Here is a 17839-nt window from a genome sequence, read left to right on the forward strand (position 1 = left end):
TTTTTATACTATACGGGTCGTTACTGGACACTCTGGGGGTGGGGTACCTTGCGGTCCACCCCCGCCCGGGGGGCGGGCGCGGGGCACGGGTTTTGGCCCGGCGCCGGACCCGGGCCGTCATGCGCGCGGACGCACCTCGACGTTCTCGAGGATGCCGACCGCGTCGGGCACGAGGATCGCGGCCGAGTAGTAGGCGGACACCAGGTAGGACATGATCGCCTTCTCGTCGATGCCCATGAAACGGCAGTTGAGGCCGGGCTCGATCTCGTCGGGCAGACCGGTCTGGTGGAGGCCGATGACGCCCTCGTTGTTCTCTCCGGTGCGGACGGCGATGATCGAGGAGCTCTGCCGGTCGGTGACCGGGATCTTCCCGCAGGGCAGGAGGGGCACCCCGCGCCAGGCGGGCATGTGGCGTCCCTCGACGTCGACGGTGCCGAGCACGAGGCCGCGCTTGTTGCACTCCTTGCCGAAGGCGGCGATGGCGCGGGGGTGGGCGAAGATGTAGTCGGTGTCGCGGCGCATGCTGAGCAGGTCGTCGAGGTCGTCCGGGGTCGGCGGGCCCGAGTGGGTCTGGATGCGCTGGTCGAAGTCGGTGTTGTGCAGCAGCCCGAACTCGGGGTTGTTGACGAGCTCGTGCTCCTGGCGCTCGCGGAGCTCCTGGACCGTCAGACGCAGCTGCTGCTCGGTCTGGTTCATGGGCTGGTTGTAGAGGTCCGCGACGCGGGTGTGCACCTTCAGGACGGTCTGGGCGACGCTGAGTTCGTACTCGCGCGGCTTGAGTTCGTAGTCCGCGTACGCGCCGGGCAGCGCGGCCTCGCCGACGTGGCCCGCGCTGAGCTCGATGGCGGCCTCGCCGGCCCGGTTGACGGAGCGGGGGTGGCCGTTGGAGCCGGCGTTCAGCACGTGGTCGCGGAGGTTCCCGTGCTGCTCGGCGACGGCCAGGTAGGCGGTGCGGGGCAGCGCGAGGAGGGTGACGGCGGTGACGGCCTTGGCGGTGAAGTCCCAGGCCCCGTCCCCGGCGAGCACCTGTCCGCCGAAGGTGTCGCCGTCGCCGAGCCGCCCGAGGAGGGTCTCGTCGCCGTACTGTCCGGTGCCGAGCTTCTCGATCTTGCCGTGGGCGATGAGGTAGACGTGGTCGGCCGGCCGGCCGGCGTGCACGACGACCTGGCCGGGCTCGAACTCCTGCTGGACGAAGCGGTCGGCGAGGGCGCCGAGCGCGGTGGGATCGTCGAAGCCACGCAGGAGCGGGAGTTCGGCCAGTTCGGCGGGGATGACCTCGACCCGGGAGCCGCTCTTGACGAAGGTGACGCGGCCGTCGCCGACCACGTACGAGAGGCGCCGGTTGACCCGGTAGACGCCGCCGGGGGTGTGGATCCAGGGGAGCTTGCGGAGCAGCCAGCGGGAGCTGATGCCCTGCATCTGGGGTTCGGACTTGGTGGTGGTGGCGAGGTTGCGGGCGGCCTTGGTGCTGAGGCTGAGCTGGACCTGGCGGATCTCGACGGCGGGCGGGGTGGCCGCGGGCTCGGTGTCGACCGACATGGGGGACTCGCTTTCCGGGGGCTTGCGGACTCTCGTACGTGACTCTCCGCGTCCAGATGTAACGCACAGTGGTGTACGTCATCCGGGTGCGGCGCGAACGGGTGGGAGCGCCGGACGGCGGCGGCCGCCCCGCGAGCGCCCCTCGCGCTCCGCCGTCCGGGCAGCCGTACGGGCGGGAAAGTTCGTCCACCCCCTTGCCAAGCCCCGGGTACCTCCGGTTTTACTGACCCGGAACGGATCAACCGAATGATCGGTAGTCCGTTTTACGACGGCGTTGACGACGGCGGAGGAGTGGCGCGCATGACGGAACTGCTGGACAGCGGCGAACGGCTCGGACGCGAGGAGCTGGCGGCCCTGCAGCTGGAGCGGCTGCGCGCCACCCTGCGGCACGCGTACGAGAACGTGGACTTCTACCGGCGCTCCTTCGACGCGGCCGGACTGACCCCGGACGACTGCCGTACGCTCGCGGACCTGGCCCGTTTCCCGTTCACCGCCAAGTCGGACCTGCGCGAGCACTACCCCTTCGGCATGTTCGCCGTCGACCGGTCCCGGATCCGGCGGATCCACGCCTCCAGCGGCACCACCGGCCGGCCGACCGTCGTCGGCTACACCGAGGCCGACCTGGACATGTGGGCCGACGTGGTGGCCCGCTCCCTGCGCGCCGCCGGGGCGCGCCCCGGACACAAGGTCCATGTGGCGTACGGATACGGGCTGTTCACCGGCGGCCTCGGCGCGCACTACGGCGCGGAGCGCCTGGGGTGCACGGTGATCCCGGCCTCCGGCGGCATGACGGCCCGCCAGGTGCAGCTCATCCAGGACTTCCGGCCCGAGATCATCATGGTGACCCCCTCGTACATGCTGACGCTGCTCGACGAGTTCGAGCGGCAGGGCGTGGACCCCCGCTCGACCTCGCTGCAGGTGGGCGTCTTCGGCGCGGAGCCGTGGACGGAGGAGATGCGCAAGGAGATCGAGGAGCGGTTCGCGATCGACGCGGTCGACATCTACGGCCTGTCGGAGGTCATCGGGCCGGGCGTGGCGCAGGAGTGCGTGGAGACCAAGGACGGCCTGCACATCTGGGAGGACCACTTCTACCCGGAGATCGTGGACCCGTTCACCGGCGAGGTGCTGCCCGACGGGGAGGAGGGCGAGCTGGTCTTCACCTCGCTCACCAAGGAGGCCATGCCGGTGATCCGCTACCGGACCCGGGACCTCACCCGGCTCCTGCCGGGGACGGCGCGGGTGTTCCGCCGGATGGAGAAGGTCACCGGGCGCAGCGACGACATGATCATCCTGCGCGGGGTGAACCTCTTCCCCACCCAGATCGAGGAGATCGTGCTGCGCACCCCGGGCGTGGCCCCGCACTTCCAGCTGCGGCTGACCCGGGAGGGCCGGCTCGACCGGCTGACGGTGCGGGCGGAGGCCCGTCCGGACGCGACGCCCGAGGAGCGTGCGGAGGCGGCCCGGGCGGTCGCGGCGGCGGTGAAGGACGGGGTCGGGGTCTCGGTGGACGTGGAGGTGGTCGACCCGGAGACGCTGGAGCGCTCGGTGGGCAAGATCAAGCGGATCGTGGACCTCCGGGGCGCGTAGCCTGGAGGGAGGAGGTGGTAGCGATGCTGTCGGACTCCCCCATAGCCGCGATCATTCCGGTCAAGGACTTGGCCCGGGCCAAGCGGTTCTACTCGGAGACCCTCGGACTTCCGCTGGTGAAGGAGACTCCCGAGGACACCAGGTACGAATGCGGTGGCACGACGATCGGCCTGTACGAGACCCCGCTGGGCGGCGAGGCCGGCCACACGCTGGCGAGCTGGAAGGTCGACGACCTCGACGGTGAGATGAAGGAGCTGCGCGACAAGGGCGTCGCCTTCGAGGACTACGACCTGCCTGGCATCAAGACGGTCGACGGCGTGGCCGAGACGGACACCATGCGCGGTGCCTGGTTCAAGGACACTGACGGCAACATCCTCTGTGTGGTGGAGGAGAAGGCTCAGGGCTGAGGGGCGAAGCGGTCCCTCAGGTCGCGCTTGAGGATCTTTCCGCTGGCGTTGCGGGGAAGCGCGTCCACGAGGAAGACGCGCTTCGGCGCCTTGAAGTGGGCGAGCTTCTCGCGTGCGTGGTCGAGGAGTTCGGCCTCGGTGACCCCGTCGCGCGGAACGACGACGGCCGTGACCGCCTCGATCCAGCGGTCGTCGGGGAGGCCGATGACGGCCACCTCGGCGACCCCGGGGTGGGTGTAGAGCGCGTCCTCGACCTGGCGTGAGGCGACGAGCACACCGCCGGAGTTGATGACGTCCTTCACCCGGTCGACGATGGTGAGATAGCCCTCGGCGTCGCGGACGGCGAGGTCGCCGGAGTGGAACCAGCCGCCCCGGAAGGCCTCCTTGGTCTCGTCGGGCTTGCGCCAGTAGCCCTCGCAGAGCTGCGGGGAGCGGTAGACGATCTCCCCGGGGGTGCCGTCGGGGACGTCCTCGCCGTCCTCGCCGACGACGCGCGCCTCGACGTGGCGCACCGGGCGGCCGCAGGAGTCCATGCGGCCCTCGTGCTCGTCGGGGCCGAGGACGGTGGCGAGGGGGCCGATCTCCGACTGGCCGAAGCAGTTGTAGAAGGCGAGTTCGGGCAGCCGGGCGCGCAGCCGTTCCAGGACGGGTACGGGCATGATCGAGGCGCCGTAGTAGGCCTTGCGCAGGGCGGAGAGGTCGCGGGCGGCGAACTCGGGGTGGTTGGCGAGGGCGATCCAGACGGTCGGCGGGGCGAAGAGGCTGTCGGCGCGGCCGGCCTCGACGAGGTCGAACAGGACGGCCGGGTCGGGTCCGTCGACGATCGTGTTCTCGGCGCCGACGGCGAGGTAGGGCAGCAGGAAGACGTGCATCTGCGCCGAGTGGTAGAGCGGCAGCGCGTGCACCGGCCGGTCGTCCTCGCTCAGGTCGAGGGCCTCGATCGCGCTGGCGTACTCGTGGGCGAGGGCGAGGTGGGTCATCACCGCGCCCTTGGGGAGTGCGGTGGTGCCCGAGGTGTAGAGCAGCTGGGCGACGTCGCGGGCGTCGCGGTCGGTGAGGTACTCCTCCGGTTCGGCGAGCGCGTCGAGCAGTGAACCGGGCGCGTCCCGCAGCGCCTTGACGGCGAAGCCCTCGGGGATCCGCCCGGCGAGGGCGGGGTCGGCGAGCACGAGGGAGCTGTCCGACTGCTCCAGGAGGTACGCGAGGTCCTCGCCGGTCAGATGGTGGTTGACCGGTACGTGGATCAGGCCGGCCCGGGCGCAGGCGAGGAACGCGATGAGGTAGGCGTCCGAGTTGTGGCCGTACGTGGCGACCCGGGCGTACTCCGGCAGGGCGATCCCGTGCTCCGGCCCGCGCAGCACGGCGGCGGCCGTGGAGACGGCGGCGTCCAGCTCCGCGTACGTCCAGGTCCGTTCGGCGTACCGGAGGGCGATCCGGTCGGGCACGCGCCGGGCGCTCGCGCGCAGGAAACCGTCGACGGTGCGGCTCAGGAGTCGGTCCATGCGGTGATCCTCGGCGGGGAGCGGGCGGCAGGTCAAGTACCGTGCGGCGCGCCGTACCCACCCGGACCTCGGATACCGAACGGGATGTTGACAAGCGGCCGCGCAACTGCGTGCATGGTCCAACTCGTCGTGCTCATCCGTCCGTTGGGAGGCATCTTGCACCTCCGTACCCGTCTGAAACACCTGGCGCTCACCGGCGCGGCCCTCGCCGTCGTCACGGCCTCGCTGCCCGGCGCGGCGGCCGCCGACTCCGGGGACCGGGGACGTCATCCGTCCGACCGGGGCCTGTCGGCCGTCATCCGGTACACCGAGTACGGCATCCCGCACATCGTGGCGAAGGACTACGCGAACCTGGGGTTCGGCACGGGCTGGGCCCAGGCCGCCGACCAGGTCTGCGTCCTCGCCGACGGCTTCCTGACCGTGAACGGTGAACGCTCCCGGTACTTCGGCCCGGGAGCCGCCCCGGACGGCTCGCTCTCCTCCGCCACGACGAACCTCTCCAGCGATCTGTACTTCCGTGGCGTGCAGGACGCGGGCACGGTCGAGGAGCTCCTCGGAACCCCCGCACCGGCCGGTCCGAGCCGGGAGCTGAAGGAGCTGATGCGGGGCTGGGCGGCCGGCTACAACGCCTGGCTGCGGAAGAACCGGATCACGGATCCGGCCTGCGCGGACGCCGACTGGGTCCGCCCGGTGACCGCGCTCGACGTGGCCCGGCGCGGCTTCGCCGTCTCGGTGCTCGGCGGTCAGGGCCGGGCCGTGGACGGCATCACGGCCGCCACGCCGCCCGCCGCCGCTCCCCCGTCGGCCGCGCCGCCCGCCGCCGCTCCCCCGTCGGCCGCGCGCTCGGGCGCCGCCGACCCGGACGTCCCCGACCCGGCCCGTACGGCCGAGGCGGCGCGCGAGCTGTTCGCTCCCGAGAACGCCACCATGGGCTCCAACGCCGTCGCGTTCTCCGGGGCCACGACGGCGAACGGGCGCGGGCTGCTCCTGGGGAACCCGCACTACCCGTGGCAGGGCGGCCGCCGCTTCTGGCAGTCGCAGCAGACCATCCCGGGCGAGCTGAACGTCTCCGGCGCCTCGCTCCTCGGCACGACCCTCGTCGGCGTCGGCTTCAACGACAAGGTCGCCTGGAGCCACACCGTCGCCACCGGGGTGCCGCTCAACCTGCACCAGCTGACGCTCGCCCCCGGCGACCCGACCTCCTACCTGGTGGACGGCCGGCCGGAGCGGATGACCGCGCGCGAGGTGACCGTGGCGGTCAAGGACGGCGCCCCCGTCACCCGTACCCAGTGGTGGACCCGGTACGGCCCCGTCGTCGGCGGCCTCGGCGCGCAGCTGCCGCTGCCGTGGACCACGACCACGGCGTACGCGCTGAACGACCCCAACGCCGCCAACCTGCGCGGCTCCGACACCACCCTCGGCTTCGCGAAGGCGCGGTCCACGCAGGACATCGCCGACACCCTGACGCGCACTCAGGGGCTGCCCTGGATCAACACGATCGCGGCGGACTCCGCCGGACACTCCCTCTTCGCCCAGTCCCAGGTGCTCCCCCGGATCACCGACGAGCTCGCCGCGCGCTGCTCCACCCCGCTCGGCCGGGCCACCTACCCGGCCTCGGGCGTCGCCGTGCTCGACGGCTCGCGCTCGGACTGTGCGCTCGGCTCCGACGCCGACGCGGTGCAGCCGGGGGTCTTCGGCCCGGCGCGGATGCCCGTCCTCCGGGACACCCCGTACGTGGAGAACTCCAACGACAGCGCCTGGCTGGCCAACGCCGACCGGCCGCTGACCGGTTACGAGCGGATCTTCGGCACGATCGCCACCCCGCGCTCGCTGCGCACCCGGGGCGGGATCGAGGACGTGGCGGCGATGGCGGACCGGGGCGGGCTCACGGTGGCCGACCTCCAGCGCCAGCAGTTCGCGAACCGGGCGACCGCAGGCGACCTGGCGGCGGCCGACGCGGCGAGGGCCTGCGCGTCGGTGCTGCCGGAGGACCCGGAGGTCTGCCGGGTGCTCGGGGACTGGGACCGGACGGTGGACACCGACAGCCGGGGCGCACTGCTCTTCGACCGCTTCTGGCGGAAGTTCACCGCCACGGTGCAGCCGGCCGCGCAGTGGAAGGTGCCGTTCTCCGCGGCCGACCCGGTCCGCACCCCGCACACCCTCAACACGGAGGCGCCCGGCTTCGCTCAGGCCCTCAAGGCCGCGGCGGCGGAACTGCGGGCGGCGGGCATCGCCCTGGACGCACCGCTCGGCGCCCACCAGTTCGTCGTACGGAACGGGGAACGGATCCCGGTGAGCGGCGGGACCGAGGCGCTGGGCGTCTGGAACAAGACCGAGCCCGTGTGGAACGCGGCGGGCGGCGGCTATGTGGAGATCACGCACGGGACCAGCCACGTGCAGGCGGTCGGCTGGGACGGGAGCCGGTGCCCGGTGGCCCGCACCCTGCTCTCCTACTCCCAGTCCTCGAACCCGGCCTCCCCGCACTTCAGCGACCAGACCCGGCTGTTCGCGGGCGAGCGCTGGGTGACCTCCCGGTTCTGCGAGAAGGACATCCTGCGCTCGCCCGACCTGAAGGTGGTCGTGGTCAGGGGCTGAACGACAGGAACACGAAGGCGGCGAAGATCGAGAGGTGGACGCTGCCCTGAAGGAGGGTGGCCCGTCCCGGCACCACCGTCAGGGCGCCCACCACGGCCGTCAGCACGAGCAGCACCATGTGGAGGGGCCCCAGGCCGAGGATCAGGGGCCCGTCCAGCCAGATCGAGGCGAGCGCGATCGAGGGGATCGTCAGGCCGATGCTGGCGATGGCCGAGCCGTACGCCAGGTTCATGCTGGTCTGCATGCGGTCCCGGCTCGCCGCCCGTACGGCGGCGAGGGTCTCGGGAAGCAGCACCATCAGGGCGATGACGACACCGACGACCGCCTTGGGCAGGCCGGCGGAGGCGACGGCGTCCTCGATGGTGGGCGAGACGAGCTTGGCGTTGCCGACGACGGCGACGAGCGCGACCACGAGCAGACCGAGGCTGAACCAGGCGTCGCGGGCGGTGGGCGGCGCGGCGTGCTCGTCCTCCGACTCCGGGATCCCCCGGTCCGGCCGCGGCACGGGCAGGAAGTAGTCGCGGTGCCGGACCGTCTGCACGGCGACGAACACCCCGTAGAGGATGAGCGAGGAGACCGCGGCGAAGGCGAGCTGCGCGGCGGAGAACTCGGGGCCCGGGTGGCTCGTCGTGAAGGTCGGCAGGACGAGCGTCATGGTCGCGAGGGTGCAGACGACGGCGAGCTCGCCCCCGGAACCCTCCGCGTTGAAGACGGCGACCCGGTTGCGCAGCGCGCCGACGAGCAGGGAGAGGCCGACGATGCCGTTGCACGTGATCATGACGGCGGCGAAGACCGTGTCCCGTGCGTAGCTCGTCGCCTTGTCCCCGCCTCCGATCATCAGCATGACGATCAGTCCGACCTCGATGACGGTCACGGCCACGGCGAGGACGAGGGAGCCGAAGGGTTCGCCGATGCGGTGGGCGATGACCTCGGCGTGATGGACGGCCGAGAGCACCCCGGCGAACAGACAGACGACGACGATCCCCACCGCGAAGCCCGGGAGCTCGCGCCCCCAGGCGAGGGCGAGCACAAGCGCCGCCACCACCGGCCCCCAGGTGGTCCACTGCCGTGCCCTTGCCGTCACCGTCGAACTCATGATCCGCATATTGCCACAAGAGGTCCTTTACGCCCGATTCGCTCAGCCCTCGGGATCGGCAAGGCCGTTCTCGTAGGCGGCGAGGGTCTCGACGAACATCCGTCGTTCCGCCGGACCGAGCGGCGCGAGGGCCGCGCGCCAGGCTCCGGCACTGCGGCCCAGCCAGCCGTCGATGGCGGGGCGGTGCGCCTCGGCGATGGAGACGATCTTCCGCCGCCGGTCGGCGGGGTCCTCGGCCCGCTCCAGGACTCCCTTCTTGGCGAGGTCGCCGACCATCAGGCTCACGGTGGTCGGGGCGACCTCCAGGCGGGCGGCGAGTTCGTTGACGCCGAGCGGCCCGTCGAAGAGGAGATAGGCGAGGAGGGAGAGGTGACGGGGCGCCAGGGTGAGGGACTGCAGCTCGTCGGGGATCTTGATGCGCTTGACCCGCCCGACCATCCGGGGCATGAGCAGCAGCAGCGTACGGACGGCGTCGTCGACGTCCGGTCCGTCGGCGCGCCGGGCGCCCTCGTCCACGGTTGACACCCTGCACCCTCCGATTTAGCTTTGCTTTCAAAGCAAATAGATCTGTCGTGACCGATGCTACCGAAGGGCACCCTCATGTCCGACTTCAATCAGCAGGTCATCGAGGAGTTCCGGGCCAACGGCGGCCGCGTGGGCGGGATGTTCGAAGGCGCCTCCTTACTCCTCCTCACCACGACCGGTGCCCGCACCGGCCGGCCCCACACCAACCCCGCCGTGTACGTACGCGACGGGGCCCGGCTGCTCGTCTTCGCGTCGAACGCCGGCGGACCGAAGCACCCGGCCTGGTTCCACAACCTCCGCGCCGACGCGCACGTCACCGTCGAACTCGGCACCCCCGACGGGTCCGTCGAACGCTTCGCGGCGAGGGCGGTGGTGACGGAGGGCGAGGAGCGGGACCGGCTGTACGCGGAGCAGTCCGCCCGGGATCCCGCCTTCGCCGCCTACCAGGCCGGCACGGACCGGGTCATCCCCGTCGTCGCCCTGCACCGCGTGGACCTCACGGACCCGGCCCGGCACCGGGCGATCGCCGCCCACCTCGTCAAGGTCCACGACGAGCTCCGCGCCGAACTCGCCGCGCTCCGCGAGGGCCTGGGATCCCCGGCGCCGACGCTCGGGCGGCAGCTCGCCCGCCACTGCCTCGGCTTCTGCGGCGCGCTCCACGCCCACCACCACAACGAGGACGGCGTCTTCGAGCTCCTGGAGCGCCAGTTCCCGGACCTCGCCGACTCCCTCGACCGGATGCGCCGGGAGCACGAGGTGGTCGCCCGCACGGTCGGCGAGCTGGAGACCCTGCTGGCCTCCGGCGCCGACCCGGCGACCCTGCGCACCGAGGTCGACCGGCTCGCGACGAGCCTGGAGGAGCACTTCGCCTACGAGGAGTCCCAGCTGCTCCCGGCCCTGGCACCGTAGCGCCGGTCGGACGCGCCAGCCCTCGACGCGGGCTTGGACCTGCTTCCACGCGGCGGTGGGGATTTGCCTGACCCGGCGCGCGTCCCGCATAGGCTGCATTCCACACGCGACGGACAGGAGGACGAGGTGGCGGAGACGGCGCTGGCCGAGGTGATGGCCGAGCTGGCGGAGCTCGACGACCCGAAGGCACGCGAGGTCAACGAGCGGCACGGCGACGACCACGGGGTGAACCTCGGCAAGCTGCGCGCGCTCGCGAAGCGGCTGAGGACGCAGCAGGAGCTCGCGGTCCGGCTCTGGGAGACGGACGACACCGCCGCCCGGCTCCTCTCCCTCCTGGTCTGCCGCCCGAAGGCGTTCGCGCGGGACGACCTCGACCGCATGGTGCGCGAGGCCCGCGCCCCCAAGGTGCACGACTGGCTCGTGAACTACGTGGTGAAGAAGAGCCCGCACGCCGAGGAGCTGCGCCTCGCCTGGCTCGCCGATCCCGACCCGGTGGTCGCGAGCGCCGGCTGGGCGCTGACCACCGCGCGCGTGGCGAAGCAGCCCGAGGGCCTCGACCTCCCCGGGCTGCTCGACGTCATCGAGGCGGAGATGAAGGACGCTTCCGACCGCCTGCAGTGGGCGATGAACCACTGCCTGGCCCAGATCGGCATCGAGCATCCCGAGTACCGCGCCCGGGCCGTCGGCATCGGTGAGCGGCTCCAGGTCCTCAAGGACTATCCGACCTCCCCAGGCTGCACCTCCCCGTACGCCCCCGTCTGGATCGGCGAGATGGTGCGCCGGAAGGAGTCGGGGATCTAGAGGGGCCGCTCCCTGCCTTCCCAGTACGGGTCGCGGAGGCGGCGCTTGTACAGCTTGCCGTTCGGGTCCCGGGGCATGGCCGCGACGAAGTCGACCGACTTCGGGCGTTTGAAGCCGGCGAGGCGGTCCCCGCAGTGGGCCAGGATCTCGGCGGCGAGCGCGGGCCCCGGCTCGTACCCCTCGGCCGCCTCGACGACCGCCTTCACCTCCTCGCCCCAGTCGGCGTGCGGGATGCCGAAGGCGGCGGCGTCCGCGACGGCGGGGTGGGCGAGCAGCGCCGCCTCGATCTCGGCGGGGTAGATGTTGACCCCGCCGGAGATGATCATGTCGATCTTGCGGTCGCGGAGGAAGAGGTAGCCGTCCTCGTCGAGGACGCCGAGGTCGCCGACGGTGAAGAAGTCGCCGATGCGGTTCTTCGCGGTCTTCGCCTCGTCCTTGTGGTACTGGAAGCCGCCGGTGTTCATCTTGAGGTAGACGGTGCCGAGTTCGCCGGGCGGCAGCCGCCTGCCGTCGTCGTCGAAGACGGCGAGTTCGCTGATGGGCCAGGCCCGGCCGACGGTCCCCGGCTTCTTGAGCCACTCCTCGGCGGTGGCGAAGGCGCCGCCGCCCTCGCTGGCCGCGTAGTACTCCTCGACGCACCGGCCCCACCAGTCGATCATCGCCCGCTTGACGTGCTCGGGGCAGGGTGCGGCGCCGTGGATGGCGTGGCGCATGGAGGAGACGTCGTACCGCTCCCGTACCTCGGCGGGGAGGGCGAGCAGACGGTGGAACTGGGTGGGGACCATGTGCGTGTGGGTGCAGGCGTACCGGTCGATGAGGCGGAGCATCTCCTCCGGTGTCCACCGGTCCATCAGGACCAGCGGGTGCCCGATGTGCAGGGCGGCGGCGGCGAACTGGAGCACGGCCGTGTGGTAGAGCGGCGAGCAGACCAGGTGGACGTTGCCATCGGCCGGCCGGATGCCGAAGATGCCGAGGAAGCCGCCGAGATGGGTCTCCTCGGGGAGCCTGCCGGGGAGCGGGCGGCGGATGCCCCGGGGCCGGCCGGTGGTGCCGGAGGTGTAGTTCATGACCCAGCCGAGGGTGCGGTCGGCGGGCGCGGATCCGTCCTGTCCGTCGAGGAGTTCGGCGTACGGGCGGAAGCCGGGGACCGTGCCGACGGCGTACCGGTGGGTGGGCGCGAGTCCGGCCTCGTCGGCGGCGAGGGTCACGGCCTCGGCGAACCGCTCGTGGGCGACGAGGACCTTGGCGCCGGAGTCGGCGACGATCCAGGCGATCTCGGGGCCGACGAAGTGGTGGTTGACGGGGACGAGGTAGAACCCGGCCTGGGTGGCGGCGAGATGGGCGGTGAAGAACTCGGGGCCGTTCGGCAGGACGACGGCGAACGCGTCGCCGCGCTCCAGGCCGGCGGCGCGCAGGCCGTGCACGAGCCGGTTGGCCTCGGCGTGCAGCCGGCCGGCGGACCACTCCTCGCCGTCGGGTGCGACGAGGACGGTGCGACCGGGGTCGGCGGCGGCCTGGGCCCAGAATCCGGTGGGTCCTTGTGTCACTGGGTGCTCCGTCCGGCGATGCGGTTGATGCGGTCGACGGCCTTCTCGAAGCCGCGGGTGAGCTCGTCGACGACCTGCTGCACGCTGCGCTCGGAGTTCATCCGGCCGACGATCTGTCCGACGGGGGTGCCGAGCAGCGGCTCGACCTCGTACTTCTGGATGCGGGACACGGCCTCGGCGACCAGGAGTCCCTGGAGCGGCATGGGGAGCGGGCCCGGGCCCGCCGGGTCGTCCCAGGCGTCGGTCCATTCGGTACGGAGCTGGCGGGCGGGCTTGCCGGTGAGGGCGCGCGAGCGGACCGTGTCGCCGGAGCCGGCCGCGAGGAGCTTGGCGGTGAGGGCGCGGGAGTGCAGTTCCGCCTCGGTGGTGGTGAGCCAGATCGAGCCGAGCCAGACGCCCTGGGCGCCGAGGGCGAGTCCGGCGGCGATCTGCTCGCCGCTGCCGATGCCGCCGGCGGCGAGCACGGGCAGCGGGGAGACGGCCTCGACGACCTCGGGGGTGAGGACCATGGAGGTGATCTCGCCGGTGTGGCCGCCCGCCTCGTACCCCTGGGCGACGACGATGTCGATGCCGGCGTCGGCGTGGTGGCGGGCGTGGCGGGCGCTGCCGGCGAGGGCGGCGACGAGGACGCCGTGGTCGTGGGCGCGGGCGACGACGTCGGGCGGTGGGGAGCCGAGGGCGTTGGCGAGGAGTTTGATCGGGTAGTCGAAGGCCACGTCGAGCTGGCTGCGGGCGACCTGCTCCATCCAGCCGGTGATCCGCCAGCCGGAGGCCTCGCCCTCGGCCAGTTCGGGGACCCCGTGCTTGGCGAGGGTGGCACGGACGAACGCCCGGTGCTCCTCGGGGATCATCGCCTCGATCTCGGCCTCACCGATCCCGTCGACCGCCTTCTTCGCGGGCATCACGACGTCGAGGCCGTAGGGCAGGCCGTCGGTGTGCTCCTGCATCCAGTCGAGGTCGCGGGCGAGGTCGTCGGGCGCGGTGTAGCGGACCGCGCCGAGGACGCCGAAGCCGCCGGCTCTGGTGAGTGCGGCGGCCACCGCGGGGAAGGGCGTGAAGCCGAAGATGGCGTGCTCGATCCCCAGTGTGCGACTCAGCTCCGTCTCCATGGGCGGCAGGATGCCGCAGCGGCGCGGCGGAGGGAAGAGGTTTTCTGACGCAACGTCAGATTCTTTGGGGACGGTGCGTCTGCGTTTCGCCACCGCGTCCGGTGGGAGAGGGTGGGCATGACGGAGCGAGCGAAACGAGACGGAAGGCCGAGCCGCCGCGCGTTCGGCGGCGGGGTGCTGGCCCTGGGAGGGGCGCTGATGATCGGTGCGGTGCCGGGGGCGGCGGCCGCGGAGGGGCCGCCGCCGGGGGCGGGATCGGGGGCCACGGACGGTGCGTGGTCCGCCGCGCGGCGGACCACGCTGCGGCGCGGGTCCGCGGAGCGGGCCGGGCTGCTCGCGCCGCACCTGGACGGACTCGTGGCCGAGGCCGAACGTTTCCTCGGGCCTTCCCCCGCGCACCCCTGGTACGCGGGCGCCGTCCTGCTCGCCGGGCGGGGCGGGACCGTCGCGCTGCACCGGGCGATCGGCTCGGCCGTGCGGTACGCGGCGTACGACGAGAAGACCGACACCGGCGTCGAGCTGCCGCCGGAGCGGCAGATCCCGATGACCGAGGACACCGTCTTCGACCTGGCCTCGGTCTCCAAGCTGTTCACCTCGCTCCTGGCGGTGCAGCAGATCGAGCGCGGAGCCCTCGAGCTGGAGGCGAAGGTCACCGCGTACCTGCCGGAGTTCGGCGGGGGCGGGAAGCAGGACGTCACCGTGCGGCAGCTGCTCACCCACACCTCCGGGTTCCGGTCGTGGATCCCGCTCTACCGGGAGCCGACGCGGGAGGGGAAGCTGCGGCTGCTGTGGGCCGAGACCCCGGCGAACCCGCCGGGGACCGCGTACCTCTACTCCGACCTCAACCTGATCTCGCTCCAGCTGATCCTGGAAGAGATCACCGGTCTCGGTCTGGACACCCTGCTCCACGACGAGATCACCGCTCCGCTCGGGATGCACCGCACGCGGTTCAACCCACCGCCCTCCTGGCGGCCGGAGATCGCCGCCACCGAGGACGCCCGGAAGCCCTGGTCCGGCCTCGACCGGGGCATGGTGTGGGGCGAGGTCCACGACGAGAACGCCTACGGCCTCGGCGGCGTCGCCGGCCACGCCGGGATCTTCTCCCGTGCCTGGGACCTCGCGATCCTCGCCCGCACGCTGCTCAACGGCGGCGCGTACGGCCGGGCCCGGATCCTCTCCCCCGCGTCGGTGGAGCTGATGTTCACCGACTTCAACACCGCCTTCCCCGGCGACGAGCACGGACTCGGCTTCGAGCTCTACCAGCACTGGTACATGGGCGCGATGGCCACCCCGCGGACGGCCGGGCACACCGGCTTCACCGGCACCAGCCTCGTCCTCGACCCGACGACCGACGCGTTCCTGATCGTGCTCGGCAACTCCGTGCACCCGGTGCGGTCCTGGCGCTCCGGCTCCGCGCCGCGCGTCGCCACGGCGGACCGGCTGGCCAGGGCCGTGCCCGTCCGGCCGGCCCGTGGCCGCACAGCCTGGTTCTCCGGCATGGCGAACGCCACGACCGCCACCCTGACGCTCCCTCACGTGGCGGGCGCCGCACGCCTGGAGTGCGCGCTGTGGTGGGACACCGAGCCGGGCGCCGACCCGGTCTCGCTGGAGGCCTCGGCCGACGGCGGCACGAGCTGGCGGCCGGTGCCCTTCACCACCGACGGGCCCACCGAACACCCCTCGGGCACGGTCGGCGGCTGGTCCGGCCGCGTCTGGCACACCGTGTCCGCGGCGCTGCCCGACCCGAACGCCGTCCTGCGCTGGCGGTACGCCACGGACCGGCGGTACGTGGGGAGGGGCGTGTACGTCGACGGGCTGCGGCTCCTCGACGGGACCGGGCTGCCGGTGTTCGACGAGGCGCGGCCGGCGGACGGGGCGCGGATCGAGGCGAACGGCTGGACCAGGTCGGCCGATTGAGCCCGAGCTGACGAACCGTCGGCGGCAGGCTGCGCACACATGATCACATGAGGTAGCGTCACCGCCGGGAGATCTCACCGGGGGGATGGGACGAACGCCGAGGCGAGCGTCTGTCGCGTCGCCCGTTCGCGGTGCCTTCCACTGCGCGGGGGTCGCCGCAACCGGCCCGCTGACGAGCGCGGCACAACCGCGTCCCGGCCCAGCCGCCCCATCATCCATCGCCTCCGCTTTCCCTTTCGTAAGAGGTGTCCCTTCATGCTGCCCTTGTCCGAGCGCCGTCCACCGGGCGCTCGCCACTTCGCGCTGTCCGCGTGGTTCTGCGCGCTCTCCCTCGCCGTCCTGGCGGCGGTCGCCCTCGCGGTCACGCCGCAGACGCCCGCCGCCGCCTCGACGACCGCCACGACCGCCGCGCCGGAGGTCGCGAAGCAGGTGTCCACCGTGCCGTTCAAGGCGCGGGAGAACTACTACTGCACCCGCATACCCGCCGTCGTCACGAGCAGGACCGGCGTCCTCCTCGCCTTCGCCGAGGGCCGCACCCGGGCGACGACCACCGGCTGCCACGACGTCGGCGACAACGACCTCGTGCTCAAGAGGTCCCTCGACGGAGGCGCGACCTGGCAGCCCCTCCAGATCGTCGTCGGCGCCTCGGACGAGCTGGCCCACGGCAACCCCGCGCCCGTCGTGGACGCGGTCACCGGCCGGATCACGCTCCTCTACTCCAGCAGCGACTGGAACCACGACACGGCCAAGCCCAGCCGCACCGGGTACGCACGCACGGTCCACGCCGTCCACAGCATGGACGGCGGCCTGACCTGGTCGGCGAGCGTGCCGCAGCCGCAGCTCAAGGCCGAGGGCTGGGGCTGGGTCTCCACCGGCCCCGGCCACGGAATCCAGCTCGGCCGCGGGCCGCACCACGGCCGGCTGGTCGTCCCCGGCGACCACACGGCCGGCGGGGACACGACCGCGGGCGGCCAGCTGTACATCAGCGACGACGGCGGCCTCACCTGGTCGCTCGGCGCCACCTCCGAGGTGAGCAAGTCCGGTGCCTACCCGGGGGAGCTGACGGTCGCCGAGACCGTCGACGGCAACGTCTACGTCAACGCCCGCAACTCCGCGCCCACGCACTGCCTGACCAACGAGCACCGGCTCGACGCCGTGGCCACCGACGGCGGCGGATCGTTCGCGGCCCCCTTCACCCAGGTGGCCAACCTGGACACCTCCCCGGTGTTCGGCTCGCTCCTTCGGCTGCACGCCGCGGACCAGGACGGGAAGCCCGACCAGCTGCTGTATTCGGGTGCCTCCCGCCTCGGCCCGAGCGCACTGGAGGACCGGCGTGAGCTCGCCGTCCGCTCCTCGTACGACGAGGGGAAGAGCTGGAGGACCGTCGGCACCCTGGTGTCGGCGGACCGCACCGGTTACTCCGATCTGGCGCTGCTGCCGAACGGTTCCGTCGGCATCGTGTACGAGACGGCCGGCAACATCCCGCACGGCAACGTCGTCTTCGCCGCCTTCACCGAGGACGCCATGAAGGCCTCCGAGACCGAGTTGCGCCGTCCGCGTACCTCCGACACGCGCGTCAAGGCCGCCGGCGAGGCCGGCAACCACGCCATCGTCCACGGCGGGGCGAAGCTCGGCACGCGCCTCGACGGCGTCGCCATGGACTTCGACGGCTCGGACGACTACCTGCGTCTCGTCTGCTCGCCGTCCCTGCGGGTCGAGGACAAGGACTTCACCGTCACGGCCTGGTTCAAGCACGACGCCACGACCGGCACCCTGCCGATCGTCTGGGCGTACGGCATGACCGGCCGGCACTTCTCGGTCCGGGCCGAACCCGGCACCGGTGTGCTGCGCGGCACCGTCGGCACGGACATCGGCACCACCGAGGTGACGCTGCCCTCCTCGTACAACGACGGCCAGTGGCACCACGTCGTGTTCACCCGCCAGGGCCTCACGCTCCGTCTCGCCGTGGACGGCGGCACCGGGGCCACCGCGGCCATGCCGGCCGGGGCCTCGGCGAGCGAGCGGAACCTCACCCCCGCGGGTGAGTTCAACATCCACATCGGCGCCCGGCCCGACTTCCCGAACCAGCCGCCCGGTGTGGCGCAGCTCTTCCGCGGCACCCTGGACGACGTGCGGCTCTTCAGCACCGCGCTGACCGACGCCGAAGCGGCCGACGTGAAGAACGGCTCCCTGGCCGTGAGGACCGGCGAGGAGAAGCTCCGCCTCGGCTTCTCCACCCTCTGGTAACCGGTCGAGACGCACGGGACGGCCGGTGCCCGGACGGGCACCGGCCGTCCTTCCCGGA

The 17839-nt window shown here is 72.3% G+C and carries 13 protein-coding genes; 7 read left to right on the forward strand and 6 right to left on the reverse strand.

Annotated elements, in window-relative coordinates:
• Positions 1–117: 117 nt before the first annotated feature.
• Entirely contained in the window at positions 118–1539 is a 1422-nt protein-coding gene (locus ACWGN5_RS17745; RefSeq protein WP_453515987.1) for a family 2B encapsulin nanocompartment shell protein, read from the reverse strand.
• Between the two features lie 300 nt (positions 1540–1839).
• Between ACWGN5_RS17745 and paaK the strand changes: the two genes are divergently transcribed.
• Together paaK and ACWGN5_RS17755 are read left to right on the forward strand one after the other, a co-directional pair.
• Positions 1840–3126 (forward strand): phenylacetate--CoA ligase PaaK, encoded by a 1287-nt coding sequence (gene paaK, locus ACWGN5_RS17750; protein WP_453515988.1) that lies wholly within the window; start codon positions 1840–1842, stop codon positions 3124–3126.
• A 23-nt stretch (positions 3127–3149) separates the two neighbouring features.
• Complete coding sequence (locus tag ACWGN5_RS17755; RefSeq protein ID WP_453515990.1) at positions 3150–3533, forward strand: VOC family protein; 384 nt, start codon at positions 3150–3152, stop codon at positions 3531–3533.
• On the opposite strand, the gene ACWGN5_RS17760 is transcribed toward ACWGN5_RS17755, so the two are convergent.
• Complete coding sequence (locus ACWGN5_RS17760; RefSeq protein WP_453515992.1) at positions 3524–5035, reverse strand: fatty acyl-CoA synthetase; 1512 nt, start codon at positions 5033–5035, stop codon at positions 3524–3526. The two genes, ACWGN5_RS17755 and ACWGN5_RS17760, sit on opposite strands and share 10 nt — an antisense overlap.
• 114 nt (positions 5036–5149) lie before the next feature.
• Between ACWGN5_RS17760 and ACWGN5_RS17765 the strand changes: the two genes are divergently transcribed.
• Positions 5150–7630, forward strand: a complete 2481-nt coding sequence (locus ACWGN5_RS17765; protein ID WP_453515994.1) for a penicillin acylase family protein — start codon at positions 5150–5152, stop codon at positions 7628–7630.
• On the opposite strand, the gene ACWGN5_RS17770 is transcribed toward ACWGN5_RS17765, so the two are convergent.
• Positions 7620–8726: a calcium:proton antiporter gene (locus ACWGN5_RS17770; protein ID WP_453515997.1), complete on the reverse strand. Its 1107-nt coding sequence runs from the start codon at positions 8724–8726 to the stop codon at positions 7620–7622. The two genes, ACWGN5_RS17765 and ACWGN5_RS17770, sit on opposite strands and share 11 nt — an antisense overlap.
• Before the next feature lie 42 nt (positions 8727–8768).
• Positions 8769–9173 (reverse strand): MarR family winged helix-turn-helix transcriptional regulator, encoded by a 405-nt coding sequence (locus tag ACWGN5_RS17775; RefSeq protein WP_362650884.1) that lies wholly within the window; start codon positions 9171–9173, stop codon positions 8769–8771.
• 153 nt (positions 9174–9326) lie between these two features.
• On the opposite strand from ACWGN5_RS17775, the gene ACWGN5_RS17780 reads away from it, so the two are divergent.
• Entirely contained in the window at positions 9327–10160 is an 834-nt protein-coding gene (locus ACWGN5_RS17780) for a nitroreductase/quinone reductase family protein (protein ID WP_453516000.1), read from the forward strand.
• Positions 10161–10313: 153 nt separating this feature from the next.
• Positions 10314–10961 (forward strand): DNA alkylation repair protein, encoded by a 648-nt coding sequence (locus tag ACWGN5_RS17785; protein WP_453516179.1) that lies wholly within the window; start codon positions 10314–10316, stop codon positions 10959–10961.
• Here the strand turns inward: ACWGN5_RS17785 and ACWGN5_RS17790 are convergent.
• Both ACWGN5_RS17790 and ACWGN5_RS17795 read right to left on the reverse strand, forming a co-directional pair.
• A complete protein-coding gene (locus ACWGN5_RS17790; RefSeq protein ID WP_453516002.1) occupies positions 10958–12508 on the reverse strand; it encodes an acyl-CoA synthetase in 1551 nt (516 codons plus the stop codon). The two genes, ACWGN5_RS17785 and ACWGN5_RS17790, sit on opposite strands and share 4 nt — an antisense overlap.
• Entirely contained in the window at positions 12505–13617 is a 1113-nt protein-coding gene (locus ACWGN5_RS17795) for an NAD(P)H-dependent flavin oxidoreductase (protein ID WP_453516005.1), read from the reverse strand. Before ACWGN5_RS17795 ends, ACWGN5_RS17790 begins: the two co-directional genes overlap by 4 nt.
• Before the next feature lie 117 nt (positions 13618–13734).
• On the opposite strand from ACWGN5_RS17795, the gene ACWGN5_RS17800 reads away from it, so the two are divergent.
• Positions 13735–15534 (forward strand): serine hydrolase, encoded by a 1800-nt coding sequence (locus ACWGN5_RS17800; protein WP_453516008.1) that lies wholly within the window; start codon positions 13735–13737, stop codon positions 15532–15534.
• 255 nt (positions 15535–15789) lie between these two features.
• Positions 15790–17781: an exo-alpha-sialidase gene (locus ACWGN5_RS17805; protein ID WP_453516010.1), complete on the forward strand. Its 1992-nt coding sequence runs from the start codon at positions 15790–15792 to the stop codon at positions 17779–17781.
• The last annotated feature ends 58 nt before the right edge of the window (positions 17782–17839 follow it).

The sequence above is a fragment of the Streptomyces sp. NPDC055815 genome, assembly GCF_053616475.1.